At 39.9% G+C, this 17436-nt stretch carries 14 protein-coding genes and 3 pseudogenes; 8 read left to right on the top strand and 9 right to left on the bottom strand.

Going from position 1 to position 17436, the window contains the following annotated elements; translation table 11 throughout:
• From HMPREF1535_RS23110 to HMPREF1535_RS25580, 4 genes and pseudogenes are all read left to right on the top strand, one after another.
• Complete coding sequence (locus tag HMPREF1535_RS23110) at positions 1–4269, top strand: DEAD/DEAH box helicase (RefSeq protein ID WP_046147755.1); 4269 nt, start codon at positions 1–3, stop codon at positions 4267–4269.
• Between the two features lie 14 nt (positions 4270–4283).
• Positions 4284–5156 (top strand): coiled-coil domain-containing protein, encoded by an 873-nt coding sequence (locus HMPREF1535_RS23105; protein ID WP_129699265.1) that lies wholly within the window; start codon positions 4284–4286, stop codon positions 5154–5156.
• A gap of 412 nt (positions 5157–5568) precedes the next feature.
• On the top strand, positions 5569–6564 hold the full coding sequence (locus tag HMPREF1535_RS23100; RefSeq protein WP_046145281.1) for an IS110 family RNA-guided transposase: 996 nt from the start codon (positions 5569–5571) through the stop codon (positions 6562–6564).
• A 616-nt stretch (positions 6565–7180) separates the two neighbouring features.
• A pseudogene (locus tag HMPREF1535_RS25580) lies at positions 7181–7342 on the top strand (tyrosine-type recombinase/integrase); the annotation flags it as partial.
• A 97-nt stretch (positions 7343–7439) separates the two neighbouring features.
• Here HMPREF1535_RS25580 and HMPREF1535_RS23090 read toward each other — a convergent pair.
• The 7 genes and pseudogenes from HMPREF1535_RS23090 to HMPREF1535_RS23065 form a co-directional block, all read right to left on the bottom strand.
• Positions 7440–8432: a hypothetical protein gene (locus tag HMPREF1535_RS23090; protein ID WP_046147752.1), complete on the bottom strand. Its 993-nt coding sequence runs from the start codon at positions 8430–8432 to the stop codon at positions 7440–7442.
• An 8-nt stretch (positions 8433–8440) separates the two neighbouring features.
• Positions 8441–8902, bottom strand: coding sequence for a Fic family protein (locus HMPREF1535_RS23085; RefSeq protein ID WP_046147751.1), 462 nt, complete (start codon positions 8900–8902; stop codon positions 8441–8443).
• Complete coding sequence (locus tag HMPREF1535_RS23080; RefSeq protein ID WP_046147750.1) at positions 8895–9911, bottom strand: DNA-binding protein; 1017 nt, start codon at positions 9909–9911, stop codon at positions 8895–8897. The genes HMPREF1535_RS23085 and HMPREF1535_RS23080 overlap by 8 nt, the downstream gene beginning before the upstream one ends.
• A 54-nt stretch (positions 9912–9965) precedes the next feature.
• A complete protein-coding gene (locus tag HMPREF1535_RS23075) occupies positions 9966–11402 on the bottom strand; it encodes a phage integrase SAM-like domain-containing protein (RefSeq protein WP_046147749.1) in 1437 nt (478 codons plus the stop codon).
• Between the two features lie 408 nt (positions 11403–11810).
• Positions 11811–11915, bottom strand: a pseudogene (locus HMPREF1535_RS26360) (AraC family transcriptional regulator); the annotation flags it as partial.
• 48 nt (positions 11916–11963) lie between these two features.
• On the bottom strand, positions 11964–12365 hold the full coding sequence (locus tag HMPREF1535_RS23070; RefSeq protein ID WP_235438505.1) for a cupin domain-containing protein: 402 nt from the start codon (positions 12363–12365) through the stop codon (positions 11964–11966).
• 45 nt (positions 12366–12410) lie between these two features.
• Complete coding sequence (locus HMPREF1535_RS23065) at positions 12411–12980, bottom strand: Crp/Fnr family transcriptional regulator (RefSeq protein WP_010800375.1); 570 nt, start codon at positions 12978–12980, stop codon at positions 12411–12413.
• Positions 12981–13076: 96 nt separating this feature from the next.
• On the opposite strand from HMPREF1535_RS23065, the pseudogene HMPREF1535_RS23060 reads away from it, so the two are divergent.
• Together HMPREF1535_RS23060 and HMPREF1535_RS23055 are read left to right on the top strand one after the other, a co-directional pair.
• A pseudogene (locus HMPREF1535_RS23060) lies at positions 13077–14212 on the top strand (ATP-binding protein).
• A gap of 51 nt (positions 14213–14263) precedes the next feature.
• On the top strand, positions 14264–14653 hold the full coding sequence (locus HMPREF1535_RS23055; protein WP_046147748.1) for a hypothetical protein: 390 nt from the start codon (positions 14264–14266) through the stop codon (positions 14651–14653).
• A 292-nt stretch (positions 14654–14945) separates the two neighbouring features.
• On the opposite strand, the gene HMPREF1535_RS23050 is transcribed toward HMPREF1535_RS23055, so the two are convergent.
• Positions 14946–15455: a nitroreductase family protein gene (locus HMPREF1535_RS23050; RefSeq protein WP_046147747.1), complete on the bottom strand. Its 510-nt coding sequence runs from the start codon at positions 15453–15455 to the stop codon at positions 14946–14948.
• Between the two features lie 133 nt (positions 15456–15588).
• Between HMPREF1535_RS23050 and HMPREF1535_RS23045 the strand changes: the two genes are divergently transcribed.
• Together HMPREF1535_RS23045 and HMPREF1535_RS23040 are read left to right on the top strand one after the other, a co-directional pair.
• A complete protein-coding gene (locus HMPREF1535_RS23045; protein ID WP_010800377.1) occupies positions 15589–16083 on the top strand; it encodes a cupin domain-containing protein in 495 nt (164 codons plus the stop codon).
• Positions 16080–16877, top strand: coding sequence for a LuxR C-terminal-related transcriptional regulator (locus tag HMPREF1535_RS23040; protein WP_173012333.1), 798 nt, complete (start codon positions 16080–16082; stop codon positions 16875–16877). Before HMPREF1535_RS23045 ends, HMPREF1535_RS23040 begins: the two co-directional genes overlap by 4 nt.
• On the opposite strand, the gene HMPREF1535_RS23035 is transcribed toward HMPREF1535_RS23040, so the two are convergent.
• Positions 16849–17433 carry a hypothetical protein gene (locus HMPREF1535_RS23035; protein ID WP_046147746.1) on the bottom strand — a complete coding sequence of 195 codons (585 nt, stop codon included), beginning with the start codon at positions 17431–17433 and terminating at the stop codon, positions 16849–16851. The two genes, HMPREF1535_RS23040 and HMPREF1535_RS23035, sit on opposite strands and share 29 nt — an antisense overlap.
• Positions 17434–17436: the final 3 nt, after the last annotated feature.

The raw sequence follows: 17436 nt of genomic DNA, 5'->3' as shown, positions 1-17436 counted from the left end.
ATGTATTCTGATATAATATCGAAATATAACCCATTGACGATTGATGCCGTTATCGATACCGCTAAATCGTTGGTGCCTTCGGAATATCAACAATACCCTTATCCTTGGTTACATCCTGAGGTAAATCATGGTGTCAGCCTTTTAAGAACTGAGGACGGCTTAAACTGCTACATCGCCGCCTACGGTGAAAGCCACAAGCGCAAGGTGTTTCGCGCTATTGAGGATTTACCCTTCGCAGAACTTAGAGAATCCATTGAGGTGGTAGATTGGGGCTGTGGGCAAGGTCTGGCATCATTGTGTTTTATTGAAAAGATGAGAGAGCGTAATCTTATTCAGAATATCAAAAAAATTACGCTCATAGAACCGTCAACCGCTGCTATAAACAGAGCAAAGTTGAATGTATCGTTAGCAACTCCTGAGGTTAAAATTACTACACGTCATCTCGGCCTGCCTCCGACTATACCGCTCGACTTTGATTGTATATCTGATATTGAATACGAAAAACCTATAACAATACATCTTTTTTCAAATATTCTCGACATCGAGACTATTGACTTGAAAAAACTTGCTGAGCTTATTACTTCTACAGGCCATAAGCATTATGTATTGTGTATAGGACCTGCAAATCGTAGAGAAGATCGCATAAATGCTTTTTGTCGTTACTTTCAACTCCCTTCATCCGCTTACTTTTCAAGTTATCGAAATACAGAGTTTTTCACACGCACCGATTATAACAAATATACATTTGGGTGCTTTATAAGAGGGTTCAAATATCGAGTTGATCAAGGTGAACAAATCCTTATCCCATATCGATTCTATGCGCCAAAACAATATTTTGCTGCGTACAGGTCTGATATGTCTATCCTTGATGTAGCTCCGCTTGAAACGGCGTTTGAGGTGCTGGCGCCATTCGATATTGGAGCAAGCGTTTATGATGATGTAAACCCGATTCTTGCAGTCCTTAACAATATCGTAGAGCGTGGACTCCCGACAAAAGCAAGTCCGTGGCTTGAAAATCTTTTGTCAGACGTACTGAATGCCGGAGTTAAAGATGATGAAGAGTCACAGTATGGCGGAATTCGTTACATTCCGAATAACGGCATGAGCAGTGAATCCGCTCAACTCGTTAAAGATGTGCCTTTGGCGGTTGCTCGGATTGAAAAAACCATTTTGGAAGCCCTCCTCACCAATCATCTTTCTCTTGATAAAGATATTTGGAATGTGTTAGTGAAAGAAGCCGATGTGCCATGCGCAGCTATCGCTCTGCATGAACTGAGCGAAATGCTCAATCATTTAGCTTCGGCTTCACAAGATTTCTCCGAAATGAAATTCCCGGAAGTCAATCTTTCGGTAATCAATTCTAAATATTCTACTTCGAGACTCCACCTCGAAGCAAATGTTTATGCCGATTCATGCAAGCAGCTTACCGACCAAACGTTTGACATTGTAATAGATTTCTCACTTAACGAAAAATCAAATCCTCGTGAAGTCGAGTTCTCTCAATTCAAAGCTGAAAACAGTTGTTACTTTAACGTTAGGGCTTCCGAAAACATATACTCAGAGCGATATATCTATACTACTGACCGCATAGTTTATAAGCCGCTGACGAAACTTAATCAACAAGGCACCCACGATAATATTGAAGAGAATGTTGCACACCTCCGATATTTTATTCAGTTGCTCTTCAGAAAAGAAAACTTCCGAGAGGGTCAGCTTCCGATAATATCTCGTGCCTTACAGCTTAAAAGTGTTATCGGCCTTTTACCAACCGGAGGGGGTAAATCTCTCACGTATCAGATTGCCACACTGCTTCAACCGGGTGTCACTCTCGTCATTGACCCTTTGATGTCGCTGATGAAGGATCAATATGACGGTCTTTTGAAAAATGGCATTGACTACTGCACATTTATCAATTCCACAGTCCAAAATAAGGCTGAGCGTGAGAATATAATGAAAGAATCCAGACTATTGTTTGTATTTCTTTCTCCTGAACGTCTTGCCATATTTAAATTCAGAGAAAGCCTAAGAGCAATGGCCGACAACCACGTCTACTTCTCCTATGGAGTAATTGACGAAGTTCATTGTGTATCTGAATGGGGGCATGATTTTCGCTTTACATATTTACATCTTGGTCGCAACTTATATCAATATGTTCTGCCAAAACAATCAGACGACGAGGAACGAAATCATGTTACCCTTATGGGGTTGACCGCAACCGCGTCATTCGATGTCTTGGCGGATGTAGAACGAGAATTGTCTGGCAATAACGCATTTCCTCTTGATCCGGAAGCTACTATTCGATACGAAAATACTAATCGTCTCGAACTACAATATCGAATCGTAAAGGTTGATGATGAAACTGCTCATGACAAATGGGGTGTTTATTCCGTAAAAAACATGGCCTGTCCTGAAGTTGTAAAGGATGTATTTTATTCATCCTTACAAGAATTGCAACTGCCCCAAAATATAGAGCGTATCAAACAACGTTTTATTGAGAGAGAGAATATTGAACCGACCTCGAAACTTGCTCAAGATCTATTGTCGCGGGATTTATATGTTGAAGTAAACCGTGAATGGTATACAAATCCTCACGATTCCTCGTCTGCGATTATATTTTGTCCTCATCGACAAGGTACACTTGGAGTTCATAATGGTTCCCGCATAGGAATTGCCGGACAACTCAAGGCAGTTCTCAATATAAACGATGTAAGTGAATTTGTCGGCGGAGACAACCCAGCTTCTCAAGATGAATTCATTCAGAATCGGACAAACATTATGGTTGCAACAAAAGCGTTCGGCATGGGAATAGACAAGCCTCATGTGCGTTTTACGCTCAATGTTAACCATTCCGGATCACTTGAAGCATTTGTTCAAGAGGCCGGGAGAGCCGGACGTGACAGAAAAATGGCTCTTGCTGTTGTGCTTTACTCAGATAGGGTGTTTAATGAGCAGGACGAATTTACACGGCTAATGGCTCCTGTACCAGTAGACTTTGGTGTTCATAAATTTTTCTATGACGGAAATTTTCTTGGAGAGATGACCGAATGGACTGTCATGGATTATCTTATGAATCATCAAGTAGCCATTACCGAAGATACGGATGCCCTTTCTCGTCAAAACAAAACTGTATCAGGTTTTATATCTAAGCTAATTCAAGCCAAAGACGGGGAAGCGGTTATATCGTATATATCATATCGCTATCCATCGAAAGACTCAGAAACACTAGACGAATATTTGCGTCAGGCAAATCTGCGCCCGATAACCCAACAACCACGCTCACCAAAAGAAAACACTCAGCAACTACGGTCTCTTAATCAAGAGCAGTATCAAGCGGCCTTGATGAAGGCAATTTATCGTATGTGCTGTATCGGCCTTATCGAGGATTTTACACAAGATTATATAAACCAAGAGTTTAGAATCGTTACGCGTAAGAAATCGGATGGCGCATATTATGAGGGATTAAAGCAATTCTTCATGCGTTATTATAACGAAAGACGAGCCGATGCCCAGATAGCATATTGCAAACGCTATAAAGGGACAGAAATAGCAAATTGTCTATTTTTCTTGACGCAATTTATTTATAAAAAAATTGCGACTAAAAGGAAGCAGGCCATTGAAGATATCGAACAATTCTGTAAGGAAGCAACTTCAGACGGCACAGACTGGTTGGCAATGAATGAAGAGTTGAAAGATACTCTCTATTATTATTTCAATTCAAAATATGCCCGTCATGAATACAAGGATGATGCAGGCCGTTCTTATTCTCTTGTTGATGACACACAATCCGGGAAAGAATGGTTCTTTACAGGAAGCATTGCTAATTTAGATGCTTCCAATGGCAAGGATTTTGACCAATCCATATTGTTGAAGTACATGAGGATAGTCAATAGTGAGGGAGTATCGTCTCCAAAAGATAATGTAAAGCATCTTAGGGGTGCAATCCGTCTTATTCGACGTGGTATCCTTTCACCCAACCCTGTCCTTAGTTTGCTGAATGTATTCTGTCTTCTGTTTCTTAAGGCTGATGAGTCTTCAGTTGCTCTAAAAGATGAAATAGAGACATCATTCATCGAAGGATACGTAGAGTTGCGTAAGAATTTATCACAGTATGACATACAAAAGTATATCGGACGTTATATGGACATATTGAAGGAATACAATGTCACTGATGATAAACATTTAGAATATCTCGGATTATTGATAATGATGTGCGAAGCAGTAGAACATGCAGAATGGGCACACAAATTTACTCAAAATTTCACAGCATAAAAGATAAACCACATATGACCCCACAGGAAATACTGGCGAGTCTTTCTCGCCTTGAATCTGAACTGCAAGAAGTTGCCTCGGCAAGACTTCTCGTAGAGCAGACTACACAATCGTATAAAGAAGTTCAGCAGGAAATACGATCATTCGTTGCTGAGTTTCATAAAGTAGTTAGCTCTCTCAACTCAATATCAAATGCACTTGATGAGGGACAAACATCCTTGTCGGACGAAGCGAATAAATCAGTTGAGATTATAAAAGCTCAATTATTAAACGTACATGATTCGTTTGTAGACCAATGCAATAACGTTATTGTACGGTTCGCCGAAAAAATTACTGAAGTCAGGAATAAATTCTCGACTGAGACTGTTGCCCTATCAGCGACCTACGAAAAAAACAACTCGGATTTTAGATCGAGCATAACGGAGCTGTCAAAGATTCATGTTGCGCTAATAAAGGCGACAGAATCTGTAACATCGCTTAAAGCGGATATATCAACATTGGAATCTCAACTCAATGATTCTCAAAAAGAGCAAGATGTTGTTCTTAGCAAGATTTCCGAAGGACTTAAATCCACAGGATATAATCATACCCGGATTCTCAACCAGATATCTGATGAACTGAAATCTTTACATGCAGAACAAGATTCTGGCATTAAAAGTCTTCAGCATTCCTTGGATGTGGTTAGCGATTTACAGAAGCAACAAAAATCCACTGAAGAGCAAATTCACAATAGTGTCAAAAACGTGTTGACGAACCTCGATTCTAGAATGAATATGCTTGACGTAAAAGTCGATGGCGTAAGAAAAACTGCCAACATGATCAAAATTCTTGGAATAATAAACACCATAGGCTTGCTCCTAATAATGCTACTGATGTTTGTAAGATAGAGCATCTATTTATAGGGGTTGTTAACCTTTATACGTCTGTTGCCACATAGGATAAAAAAGCATCTAGTCATTATACTGGAGCCTATTCAATATAGTTAAGATGCACAAATTAATACCCAAATAGAAAGATTTACCCCTGTCACAGATAGCTGTAGCAGGGGTGATTTTTTCAAAAAAGGAGTTTTGACACATTTACATTTGCAGTATTAAATATCCTAATAAAAATATAAGTGTATATTTGAAAAGAAGAGTTGCAGTGAACTAACTTTGACACTAGTCTTAAATGACTATGGGCTGAATCAGACTGCAACTCTCTTAATTGGAGAACCTAGCCAGTTAGAATTGTAGGCTCACGACCTAATAAATGTATTAGCTGTTTCTCCTTCATGTTTAATACTGTAAATACAAAGTTATGAATTATTCTCATTTTGTAGGTCTTGATGTAGGGAAAAAAACTTTCGATGCATCCTTAATGTCTGCGGACGAAAAAGAGTTGTCTCACAAGTCTTTTGATAACACTTCAGAAGGGATCCAATCTTTATTAGATTGGATAGCAGGTTATCATCTCTCTTTATCCAAACTCTTGTTCTGTGCTGAAAACATGGGAAGTTATGTCACAGAGTTATCTGTTTCCAGTGCCTCTATGGGTTTTTCCCTAGCTTTGGTTTGCCCGTTGACCATCAAGAAGTCCATAGGCTTGCAACGAGGCAAAAATGACCGCATTGACGCTAAAAGAATAGCGAACTATGCGGTATTACACTATCGAAAACTAGAGTTATACAAATTGCCTGACAAAGACTTGGTGAGACTGCGGGGATGGATTATTATACGTGACAATTTGGTCAAGCAAAAAGTATCAAGCATAAAGTTATTGGAAACATTCTCCCAGATGGCCAAGTTGGCTGATGTGACAGACTCCATTTCTTTTTTGGAAGAGCAGCTCAAGTCGATAAAAGAAAAGATCCTGCAGGTGGAAGAGGCTATGGAGCAACTAATAGCCGCTAGTTGTTCTCTTTGCACAAACTACTTGTTATTAAGAAGTATAAAAGGTGTAGGGATAATCAATGCCATTGTATTACTGTGTGTTACTAACAATTTTCAAAGATTTGACAACCCAAGGAAGTTTGCTTGTTATTGCGGGGTTGCTCCCTTTGAACATACTTCAGGTATTTCCATACGGGGAAAAACGCAGACTTCTCCATTGGCTAACAAAGAAGTAAAAGTGTACCTTACCCGGGCAGCTATTACTGCCATCTCTTGGGATCCGCAGATGAAAGCATATTATAAAAGGAAAATAGCGGAGGGGAAACATAAAGCATCTGTAATCAATGCTGTAAGAGCCAAAATCATAGCAAGGTCTTTTGCTGTGATACGAAGACAGACTCCATTTGTAACATTAGTCGTATAATAAAAAGGCCCTTAATTTCGAAAACATCTTAGATTTAGGAAGTAGCTATACACTTCTGAAGAGTAATTATGTCTATATACGAACTTACCCAAGGATACGTTAATGTTCGTAAACTTGGGTAAGATTTTATAGATATTGTTTGGAGAGGACTTAGAATTCACCCTCTTTTGAATTTCTTAAATCGCTTATTATATCTGCGACAGCTTGTCGCAGTTTTATAACCCTGTAATTTTAGGTGACCGATAGCCACGAATGTTGTAGCAGCGAGTTTCGTGCTTGTAGCGGGCTACTGCGATTAATGCACTTATGCCGTTTTTCTCTGCTTCTTTAGCGATTGTATGAATCACGACATGAGGGGAAAGACTGTATGGTTTGGCAGACATCACAATTTGCCATTTTTAAGGAGAAATAAGTGTGTCGTTAGAAATTCATCAGCCTCTCTCTCCTTTGGATTGAGGCGACATTTTCCGCCATGCTTTTTCTGCATCAGCCTTAATGGATGATAAAATTCGATACGAATTCGATCTTCTTCTCAGTCCTAGGATTGTCTAATCTGATTCCCATTCCGTTGGAAGTCTGGATTGAATTTTCTAATGTGGATGCTCCGGAACATCTATCATTGCGACATCACTTCACCAAGAACTTTCTCGAAAAGTTCAACAACATCTCTCTCCTTGCCGACCTTATGGAACACGAAAGCATCGAAACCACACGCATCTACCTGCACCGCAGCTCTACCGAGCAACAAGAAATCGTTGATAAAGTGATTACTTGGTAAAATTAGAAAGAATCTGTATGCTTGTGATGGTAAAGGAGTATACAGATTCTTTTGTATTGCAGTGAATTTAGATAAGATTCGGTAAATAAAAAATATCCTACTTGTTTTCTGCCAAACCAAAATAGCTTCGCATAAAATCGTAAGCTTCCTTATTGTAAGGTTGCGCCGGATCATTTGGGCGAGTTAAATAGGCTTGAATATTTCGCTCTAATATGAGTTTTATAAGGGCATAATAATTTATCACTTGAAATCTTCCATTTATATTTTGAGCATAAACAACACCTAAGGCAGAAGAAGCTATTATATAACCAAAAATATACATCTCATAATCTTGATTTGATGGAGGAAAGATATCCGAAGCATTAAATGGTTTGTTTGTGTCATGAGAATATATACACGCCAATAATGCGAGATTTCCAATAAAGGATCCGGCATTCACAAAATTAAAGACAACTCTATCAATCGTATCTTGAGAAGCTTTATTTATTTTCTCATCTATATTTTCATCATTGTGTTCTGCAGACTCTGACTTTTCGCTATTTACATTATCAGTAGTTGTTGATGATTGTGGAAGATTCTGTGTGATGTTTGATTGTGAATCCTTCGGATTTCTAAATTCATCACTATTCATTCTGCTAACCTGTTCTCGCGTCTCAATTGAAATACTTCTAACTTCAGATAGGCGATCTAAAACATCTGATAGACCTTGCGTCAATTCATCTGATTTTTTTGAAAATTCAGAAAGGGAGTCGGTTATTTTTGAAGATGCGGTGTCAATCTTGCCATATTGTACTTCACCTTTATTGTTAGACACGATTGCATAAATTATTGCGACTACGGAAAGGATTAATGACGAAAGAGTTGAAGCAAAGGAAATGTATGATACGATATCTGCCGAGTGGTCACTTTGTATGCATATATACGTTGCGAGCTCAACAATAAGAAATATACAAACACCGCATATATAACCTAAATGCAACCGTTTATCTTTAAGCGATGTCCCATATTTCAATCCGATAAATACAATCGCAACGATTGTAACTAATATCGAAAGAAGATTAAATGTTGGAGATGTCCAAAAACTGTTCATGATACAATTTATTCATTAATACCTATTCCTTTATTCTCAATAGCGTGGATTATTTCGAGTTTGAGGGATTCGGGGTAGTCCTCGTTTGCCATGTAACAGGTGATGATGCGTTGGAGCAGGTCTTTGTCAATGCGTCCGGCGGCAACGTGGTAAATGATTGCCTCCATGCACTGCATAAAGTTGTAGGCGTGCCAATAGTAGCCGTTATGCACGAGAAACCATACACCGATTGTCAATGCCACTCGCTTGTTAGAGTCTTCGAAATAATGCCCAGTGCATAAGCCGAAGACAAGATATGTCAGCTTTTCTACGAATGTCGGATAATACAGGTCGTTCTGCACGAAATCAAGTACCTTGCGGATTCCTCCTTCATCCTTTACGCCTTGCAGACCGCCACCGCTGGCTGCCACAGTCTTGCTGTAAACCACCAACGCCTCATCGTAGTCGATGTATTTCAGTCCCTCATTCATCCTCGGCTTGCTTTAGACGTTTTAGGACTTCGCGGTTGGCTTCAAGAATATTGTCGAAGTCTATCGACGCATCGCCTATAAACTTGTCGAACTCGTCGGGAGTAACCGCACGAAGGTACTCTGCCAGATTTACGTGCCAAGCATCGCGGAACGCAACATCACGAGATGCCATCTTCGATCTTGCATCATTGATGAACGGCTCCATCATAGGAGCAGCAGCCAAATCATCAATGATTGCCTTTACCTCTTCGATGGTCAACAATTTGTTCCCGTTCTCAGAATATCGCTTCTCTATCTGATGAGCCACGCCATTCTCAAATGAGGATATGCATAGTAGAACTTCGGCATAGAGCGTGTGACGCACGTTCTCCTCGTTTTGCAGACGAAGGACAACGCGATATTCCTTTGCATTTTCCCGGAACACTGCTTTATATATCAAGTCGGTTATCTGCTCGTACTTATAGGTGGGAAGCCCATCCACATACTTGCCGACAGCTTGAGTGAAGTTCTTGCGATAATTCTCGCTCTTTATCGCTGTTGGAAGATAATCACGGTCACGCCAGTTGATATACTTGGTGCCACCTCCGGCACGACCGTTGATTGTTGCAATTACAATATCAAGTATGCGAGTGCGGAGTTGTTTGGCCCTTTCGCTCTCCGTGAGAAGCATTCCGATGTTCAGGAATGCCCGGAATGTAAAGAACGACATAATGGTCGTTTTGGTAGGGACATTTATGTCATCACCAATTTGTATCTTAATATCTTTCAGCTCTTTACCTTGACTTAAAAAATATCCATTAGCACGAAGTTCGTCACCATGATCTTGTATATAACGTTTAATCGTTCGTTCATCAACACCATAGAAATCTGCAACCATCTTCGTGGTAAATAGCAGTTCATCGTGATACCGCAGGCCATCGACAGCCAAGTTTTCTTGGATGGTCTGGAGAGCATAGCGGTTGTTCAACACGTTTTGCCGCTCGATATTTGATGCTGTAAGGTCGTTCATATAGCAAAATTACAATTTATTTTGGATAGTAAGCTATCTGTGAGGATTTAAGTGTCAGAAAACATCCGCTTTTGTCGGATTGGCGATGGCGTCTATCTCATCGGCTATTTCATCAGATGAGAGCTTGATATAGTCCATAAATGTCTTTTGGGTCTTATGTCCGCTGACGTGCATCATCTGAACGATGGTGTATTTGTGGGTGAGGTACATATTGGTGATTCCACTGCGTCGAGCTGTGTGGGTGGTGACACAGGCATAACGGGGCATCACTACCTCACCTTTGTCGTTACGCTCAACAACGAGTTTGCCATCTTCTACCAATTTTTTCTGCTTCATCGTGAGCTTGGTCGTAACCATCTTTCCGAGTGTCGGAATAGTCTCAGACAGCTTTCTCAGAATATCCTTTATGTAACGGTTGAGTATCACATCAACCACCGAAGGAAGATTGTAGGCGTATTTCTCACAGATAGCCCTGAGGTTGGGATTCATTATCGGAATCTTTACCTCGTTGCGCGTTTTCTTCTGGACGAGTCGTATGACGGGCGTTCCCTTTGCGGTTGTTGTGAAACAATTTTTGTCGATGTCATTGTAATCGCTCACTCGCTGGCAGGTGTAGCAACCCACAAGAAATATGTCGCGCACCTCATCCTGCTTGCCGGACAATGGCATCTCGTATAATGCCTGCAACTCGGCTTCGGTAAGGTAAATTTCTATCGCCTTGTCTCCATCCTCGATTTTCTTCTTGGAGAAATATTGCATGGCGCGGTCGTTGTTGTGGATGCCGTCAAGGTAGGCGTAATTGACAATGGCGCGGAGATCGACAAGATACTTGTTCTGCGCCGATACCATGTAATCGTTCTTCTCCATAAAAGCAAGGAACTTGGTGACGAAAGCACGGTCAACCTGATACCATGTGAAACGGTGCTTTTTGTCGAACATGTCATAGAGTTTCCGAAAACTGAACCATGCCTTGACTGTCCCCGGTGCATATCTGTTATGTCCGTTCAGTCTGGCACCGCTCTTTATCTCTTCACAGAAGCGGTTAAGGAAATTCCATATTTTTGCACGCTCAGCATCGATGCCTTCCTTTATCAGTCGTTCCTGCTCTGCCTTGATCCGCAGTTCCTCTTGCTGACGCTCTTCCTCCTCGCGTTTGGCTTTCATTATTGCCTCTGCTTTCTTGGGATTGGCGATGGAAAGGATTTCCGCTTCGACATGAGATTTGTCGAAAGACATACCTTCGACCTCGGACTTTACAACAAGCTCAATCCTGTTGAGGGAATCATGCAGATTGAAATTCGCACGTTGGTGACGCATCCATTTTTCAGGACACGATAACGCCTCTCTCCATTCAGCCACATTTACGCGGATCTGAGACGAGAAGAGAGTGTCAACCTTATGTTTCTTGTTCTGCACCCTAAAGAAAAGAGTGGCTATTTCGTTCTTCTCGTCCTGCTTGCGGATGAAGAACCGGGAAAGAGATTTTGCCATATAAATCGAGGTCTGATTCCCTTATGAATCTGACACTGCAAAGTTAGTGACTTTTCCTGAATAGTCACTATAATAGTCACTATCTTTCTTGAATTTCCTGCTATCCGACTAAATTCAAAATAGTTTAATATGCTTTATTATCAACATATTAATATTGATTGCGATTTAAGCCGATTGATGATAATTTAACTTTAATATTGCTGGTGGCACCACTTATTAAAGAAGAAAAATGAAGCAAACCCCTGAATTCAAAGCGAGTTCAGGGGTTTTCCTTTTATATCCAATAGGAAAAATACACCGAATTCTGCGGTTTCAAGGTGTGTAATTCGGGGAGGATTTTTTTAAGGCTCAATTCCCTCCCGAATAAAACACTCTGTAACTGAATTCCACTGTTCCAAAATTACATTACCGGGAGAAAATATTAAAGTAGGGTTTCTCCTTAGAATAAATAGCATCCGGTTGAGAAGGACGAAGCTGTATCCTTTTATAGAATTGCGAAATACTTTCAGGCATAATAACGAGTATTTATTGCAAAATAAACAATTATTATCCGAAGAGAGCTTACTTTTCAGGTAATAACACTATTAAATCCTCACACTCTTCGATTAAATAGTATGCAATGAACACTAAAGATTCGGAATCTGATGCATTATCAAAATGCAGTATCGGCTTATTCTTAGGTTCGTAAAATGCTTCTCCACCTGTTAGCAATTGAGCTTTTTCTCCTTCAACCTGGAACGATAAAGTACCTGAAACAACATGCCCCACAACTGAGCAAGGATGTAAATGATACTCAGCCTTTCCACTTTGCGGAATAACGACTCTTTTAATTTCGACTTTTGATAAACCTTGCTTTTCCTTCAATTGGATAGAAAGAAGATTGGTTCTTGCTACGTTATTCTTTTCCATACTTGTGCAACAATTTAAAATGATTAATACAATGAATACTGCTATCTTATTCATGATAGATTTGTTTGCTGCAAAGATAGGACAGAGCAAGAGCTTATTTCATTGACCTATGTTAAGAGATTTAAGACGGCTCAAGGATTCAGGTTTTATTCCAAGATATGATGCTATATGATATTGTGATACATGTTGTTCTATATTAGGATAAGTTTGTAGAAGTAATTTATATCTGTCTAAAGCATTATCCATAAGTAATGATGTCTCTTTCCTGCATTTTTTAATAAAGAGAGTGTCTGCTATATATTTTCCCAATTTATACCACTCATTCGAGGCTTGTAGTAATTGGTCATAATTAGTTTTAGATAAACAATATATAACCGAGTCTTCCAATGCCTGTATGCTTCCTACACTTGCCTCTTTAGTTAGAAAACTTCTATAAGATGTGATAAATGAACCTTCAAAATAAAAGTCACTGATATAATCGTCTCCTTCCTTTTCTATGTAAGAGCGTAAAACTCCCGATTCCACAAAGCCTATAAATCTACAGATTTGTCCCTGATGCAATAAATAGTCTTTCCGCTTCAAAAAAACTTTATCGCATGTATCTATCAGCCTTCCATATAAATCGGACGATAGACCTACTTCGTTGATTAGAATGTTCTCTAATATCATATTTACAGTTTGAGAACACAAAATTACCCCAAAGACTTCTAATTAACACCCCATTTGCCAAACAAAATCATTACTTTTGTAACAAGATTAAAATAAATGCTGAATACTAATACCATACAGTCGCTCATTAATAGCGGAGAAGGCTATAATGTAGAGTTCAAAGTTCGTGTTCCCTCAAAGATTCGTGAACTGACAGAAGAGATTTGTGCTTTCGCTAATGCTGACGGAGGATATTTGCTCATTGGGATAGATGATAACGGTCAGATTGTTGGTACAGATTTGGAGAATGACAAACGTTCAGCCATTCAAGGCTCTATCAGTGAAATTTCTCCAGCTCTCCATTGTGATATGTATGCGGTAAATATCGACGATAAAACGGTTCCGCCATGTTCTTTGGGAAACAACCTGAACGGAAATTTCCACACGCTGTGACAAGATGCGTTCTTTTCAAAGGAACTACTAAAGTATATATCATAGATGATAAAACCTTTGGCGGTCCACTATACCAGCAATATTTGCAGGCTATGGCATGGCTGGAAAGCAAACTGCAAGTTGCTTACAAAATAGAGGGAGCAGGACCAAGAGAAGAAATTTGGGAAATACCTCTTACTGTATTTAAAGAAGCCATTATCAATGCCCTCTCCCACCGTGACTATTACGAACAAGGCGCAACCATTACGATAGAAATGTTTGATGACCGTGTAGAGGTTTCCAATCCCGGAGGACTTTTACCTATCGTAGCCAAAGACTTCGGACATAAGAGCATGACGCGCAATCCATTAATATTTGGATTGTTTACCCGTATGCACTTGGTTGAAAGGGTGGCATCCGGCATTCCCCGTATGCAGAATGCCATGAAAGAAGCTAATCTTTCTGAACCTGAATTTCATACGGATGGAATGTTTACGGTAGTGTTCAAAAGAAAGAACAATAGTGACATTGATGGCACTGTAAATGGCACTGTAAATGGCACTGTAAATGGCACTGTAAATGGCACTGTAAATGGCACTGTAAATGGCACTGTAAATGGCACTGTAAATGAGAATGAACAAAATGTATTAAATTTAATAAGAAAAGAAGAAGGGTTAAATGCTATTGAGATATCGAAAAGAATATTTAAGAGTCTAAGAATGACTAAACGGTATCTAAAATCACTGAATGATAAAGAATTAATCGAGTTTAGAGGTGCCCCAAAAACAGGTGGTTATTTTCCAAAAACAAATAGCCTATGAGATACAAGAATAATGATGTATATTTGTTCGCTATTTTAATCTCATTATAAAATGATTCAGAACGACATAACTACTTTGTTGGGGTTAGCATCTTTTATTTGGGCTATTTGTCAATATTTTGATTCTCGCAAAAGGGAACAGAATTTAAAAGAATTTGAGAACTATCATAAATTAATAAAAGAGTTGGTTCAACCGGACGATGAAAAAAATTCAATGTACATTGATAGGCAGGCTGCTATTATTTATGAACTTAGACATTTTAAACGGTATTTCCTATTTTCTTTAAGGACATTAAAAGGTTTAAAAAACGAATGGGGAAAGGTAGATGGGCAACATCCTCGTTTATTGGAAGAGTTGGATTTGACCATTGATTTCTTACAAAGAAGAATTGAGCATGGTACTATTTTTACGCGCTTGTGGAGAATTATTGGCTTAGAGTAGATCTTCGGACTACGTCCATCAATTCGTTATCAAAACGATTAAGGTAGATTTAAGTAATACGTTCTGAGTCATACCGGCACTGTCCATATCAATCATTTCCTCACGTTATGTTTTTCGATAATCTCCATCTCCTTTTTTTCTTGAATCCATTACTCAATAAGGCTTTTACGGAAAAAGTGTTTTCTTTCGAAGGGGCATTAATTCAATGTTACTTTTGTTTATTATCATAAATTCAATTGTTTTCTATTTATCAGGAAACAAAGGCAATCTATTATGCCGCAACGTACCCCATTTAATACACCGTTACTATTTCCCCCCTCTCCTTCCGAGTTGAGAAACGTTCGGGTTGTTCTGCGATATATCCCAATGGTATAATCGCTACCGGATATTTTTCAGCAGGTAATTGAAAGTTTGTTCTAAGTAAATCCAAATCAAAGTTACAAACCCAGCAACTACCTAACCCCATTTCTGTAGCAGCAAGACAAATATGTTCTGTTGCAATGGCGGCGTCGATGTCTGCATGATTTTTATTATCAGACTTACGTACCCAGGCTTCCGATTTATCAGCACATACCACGATATAGACTGGTGCTTTTGCAAACCATTCTCTATTATAACATTGCTGTATCTTCTTTTTCTGTTCTTCACTGATTACGACCATGAAATGCCACGGTTGATAATTTACCGCAGAAGGAGCTAACCGGGCACATTCAATAATATAATCTATCTTATCCTGTTCGACCTTATCCGACTTATAATTTCTTGCTGAAAAGCGTTTCTTTGTTAGTTCTAAAAAGTCCATACCTTCGCTGTTATTAATATTTGGAGTAAAATATCTGTAAAATTACGCTTTACAAACTATATTTGCTACATGAATAGAGAAAATTTGTAATAACTTCACTCTCTTAAAAACAAAATCACTAAAAGACAAAATCATGGCTACTATTTTAAAATCAACCGAAAGAAACTTTCAGGAAAATCCGAACAGGATTGAGCCTTTCAAATTATTCACAGACATCTCCAGAACCCAAAAAGGAGTGGAACCGGAAAATTTAAATTTCGACTTGCGTCAACTGAATCCCGGACAATACTGTTCTGCGTACCATTTCCACCGATACGCAGAAGAATTATTCTTGATTATCTCCGGCTCTGCCACCTTAAGAACACCTAAAGGGTTAGAAGCCGTAAGCAGCGGAGATTTGATTTTTTTCGAAAAAGGTGAAACCGGAGCACATCAATTATACAATCACACGACAGAACCCTGCGTATACCTTGATATAAGGACATTTATCGGACATGACATTTGTGAATATCCGGATTCCGATAAAATATATCTTGTTCCGTCAGGTGAGATATTCAATAAATCCGCTCAATCCGGTTATTTTGACGGAGAAGAAAATCCCCAGGAGAAATGGAGGGAACTTCAATGAAGCCAGACAATATCACCCGCGAAGAATTATGGGCCAGGCAAAACCTATCAGCTACCGGCATCGATTACGCCGTTTGGGAACGAGACAAAGCCATGCTCCTGCAAATGGCGAAAATAAATCGTACCTGTACCTTCGTTGTCGATGTCTACAAATGCAGATATGCTTTCGCTTCCTCAAACTTTTCCGACTTGCTGGGATATGACAGCCATAAAATTGCCACTCTCGAAAAACAGGGCGACTATCTGGAATCACGTATCCATCCGGACGATCGCCAGCAACTGGAGGCTTTCCAAATCCGGTTGGGAGAATTCATTTACAGCCTCCCTGCCGCTGAACGGAACAACTATTGCAATATTTACAGTTTCCGTGTCCGCAACATCCGTCAACAATACGTACGTGTCATCAGTAAACATCAGGTAATGGAACAGGACGCAGCAGGAAAAGCATGGCTTATATTAGGGAATATGGACATTTCACCCAACCAGGAAGAGACAGATGGGGTAGATTGTACCGTCCTCAACCTCAGGAACGGAGAGATGTTCTCCCCTTCCCTCCCGCCCCGTCGGCAACCGATTCTCACTCCGCGGGAAACGGAGATATTACATCTTATCCAGGAAGGACTGCTAAGTAAGGAAATCGCTCATAAACTATGCATCAGTATCCACACGGTGAATATCCATCGTCAGAACCTGTTACACAAATTAGGGGTCCAAAACTCTATCGAAGCTATAAATGCCGGATTGGAATCTGGACTGTTAAACCGGCTTACGGCATCCACTCCACCACACCGGTAACCGGATATTGTTTTCTCCACTCCTCAAATTCGGCATAACTCCGCACACCGTCACGAATAACAGCCTGATAATACTCCACTCCCATGACCTTTTCCGTTGCGGGTGTTTCAAATTTCAGTTGCAGGATAGCCCGTCTTGTTTCATCCGTCAGAACAGCAGCGATTCGCTTGGCTACCTTTTCAAAATAACCGTCATATCGGGAACCTTTCCGGATATGAATCATATCTATCTGCCAAAGTTCACCTTCCGGTTCCTGAAACCAGGCATGCCACTCCACGCACTCTTCAACCGTATGTAACAAGTTCGCACACTCTATTTTTTTGACAGACGGATTCTCCGCCAGTTTTGCCATCGCCCGGAAACTGTCTGATAATTCCAACGGAGAGGTATAAATATGAAAATCAATATCCCGGTGCGTCATCAGTAACCCCGTACTTAAAGAACCAACCAGATTGATTTCAGCCCCTATACTTTCCCAGGCGGGGATAACGCCGCTGTCCTCCACTACTTTCCAGGCCCGCTGCTGATTCAGCCGTGCTATATCGAGAATATCCATTTT

It is taken from the genome of Parabacteroides goldsteinii DSM 19448 = WAL 12034, from assembly GCF_000969835.1.
Lineage (GTDB): Bacteria > Bacteroidota > Bacteroidia > Bacteroidales > Tannerellaceae > Parabacteroides > Parabacteroides goldsteinii.
Note: the sequence above shows the minus strand (reverse complement) of the source record. Positions and strands in the feature narration are given on the sequence as shown.

Excerpts from the sequence above, each read along its gene's own strand:
- HMPREF1535_RS23110 (WP_046147755.1), top strand. The coding sequence starts at position 1 with ATGTATTCTGATATAATATCGAAATATAACCCATTGACGATTGATGCC.
- HMPREF1535_RS23105 (WP_129699265.1), top strand. The coding sequence starts at position 4,284 with ATGACCCCACAGGAAATACTGGCGAGTCTTTCTCGCCTTGAATCTGAA.
- HMPREF1535_RS23100 (WP_046145281.1), top strand. The coding sequence starts at position 5,569 with ATGAATTATTCTCATTTTGTAGGTCTTGATGTAGGGAAAAAAACTTTC.
- HMPREF1535_RS23090 (WP_046147752.1), bottom strand. The coding sequence starts at position 8,432 with ATGAACAGTTTTTGGACATCTCCAACATTTAATCTTCTTTCGATATTA.
- HMPREF1535_RS23085 (WP_046147751.1), bottom strand. The coding sequence starts at position 8,902 with ATGAATGAGGGACTGAAATACATCGACTACGATGAGGCGTTGGTGGTT.
- HMPREF1535_RS23080 (WP_046147750.1), bottom strand. The coding sequence starts at position 9,911 with ATGAACGACCTTACAGCATCAAATATCGAGCGGCAAAACGTGTTGAAC.
- HMPREF1535_RS23075 (WP_046147749.1), bottom strand. The coding sequence starts at position 11,402 with ATGGCAAAATCTCTTTCCCGGTTCTTCATCCGCAAGCAGGACGAGAAG.
- HMPREF1535_RS23070 (WP_235438505.1), bottom strand. The coding sequence starts at position 12,365 with ATGAATAAGATAGCAGTATTCATTGTATTAATCATTTTAAATTGTTGC.
- HMPREF1535_RS23065 (WP_010800375.1), bottom strand. The coding sequence starts at position 12,980 with ATGATATTAGAGAACATTCTAATCAACGAAGTAGGTCTATCGTCCGAT.
- HMPREF1535_RS23055 (WP_046147748.1), top strand. The coding sequence starts at position 14,264 with ATGATTCAGAACGACATAACTACTTTGTTGGGGTTAGCATCTTTTATT.
- HMPREF1535_RS23050 (WP_046147747.1), bottom strand. The coding sequence starts at position 15,455 with ATGGACTTTTTAGAACTAACAAAGAAACGCTTTTCAGCAAGAAATTAT.
- HMPREF1535_RS23045 (WP_010800377.1), top strand. The coding sequence starts at position 15,589 with ATGGCTACTATTTTAAAATCAACCGAAAGAAACTTTCAGGAAAATCCG.
- HMPREF1535_RS23040 (WP_173012333.1), top strand. The coding sequence starts at position 16,080 with ATGAAGCCAGACAATATCACCCGCGAAGAATTATGGGCCAGGCAAAAC.
- HMPREF1535_RS23035 (WP_046147746.1), bottom strand. The coding sequence starts at position 17,433 with ATGGATATTCTCGATATAGCACGGCTGAATCAGCAGCGGGCCTGGAAA.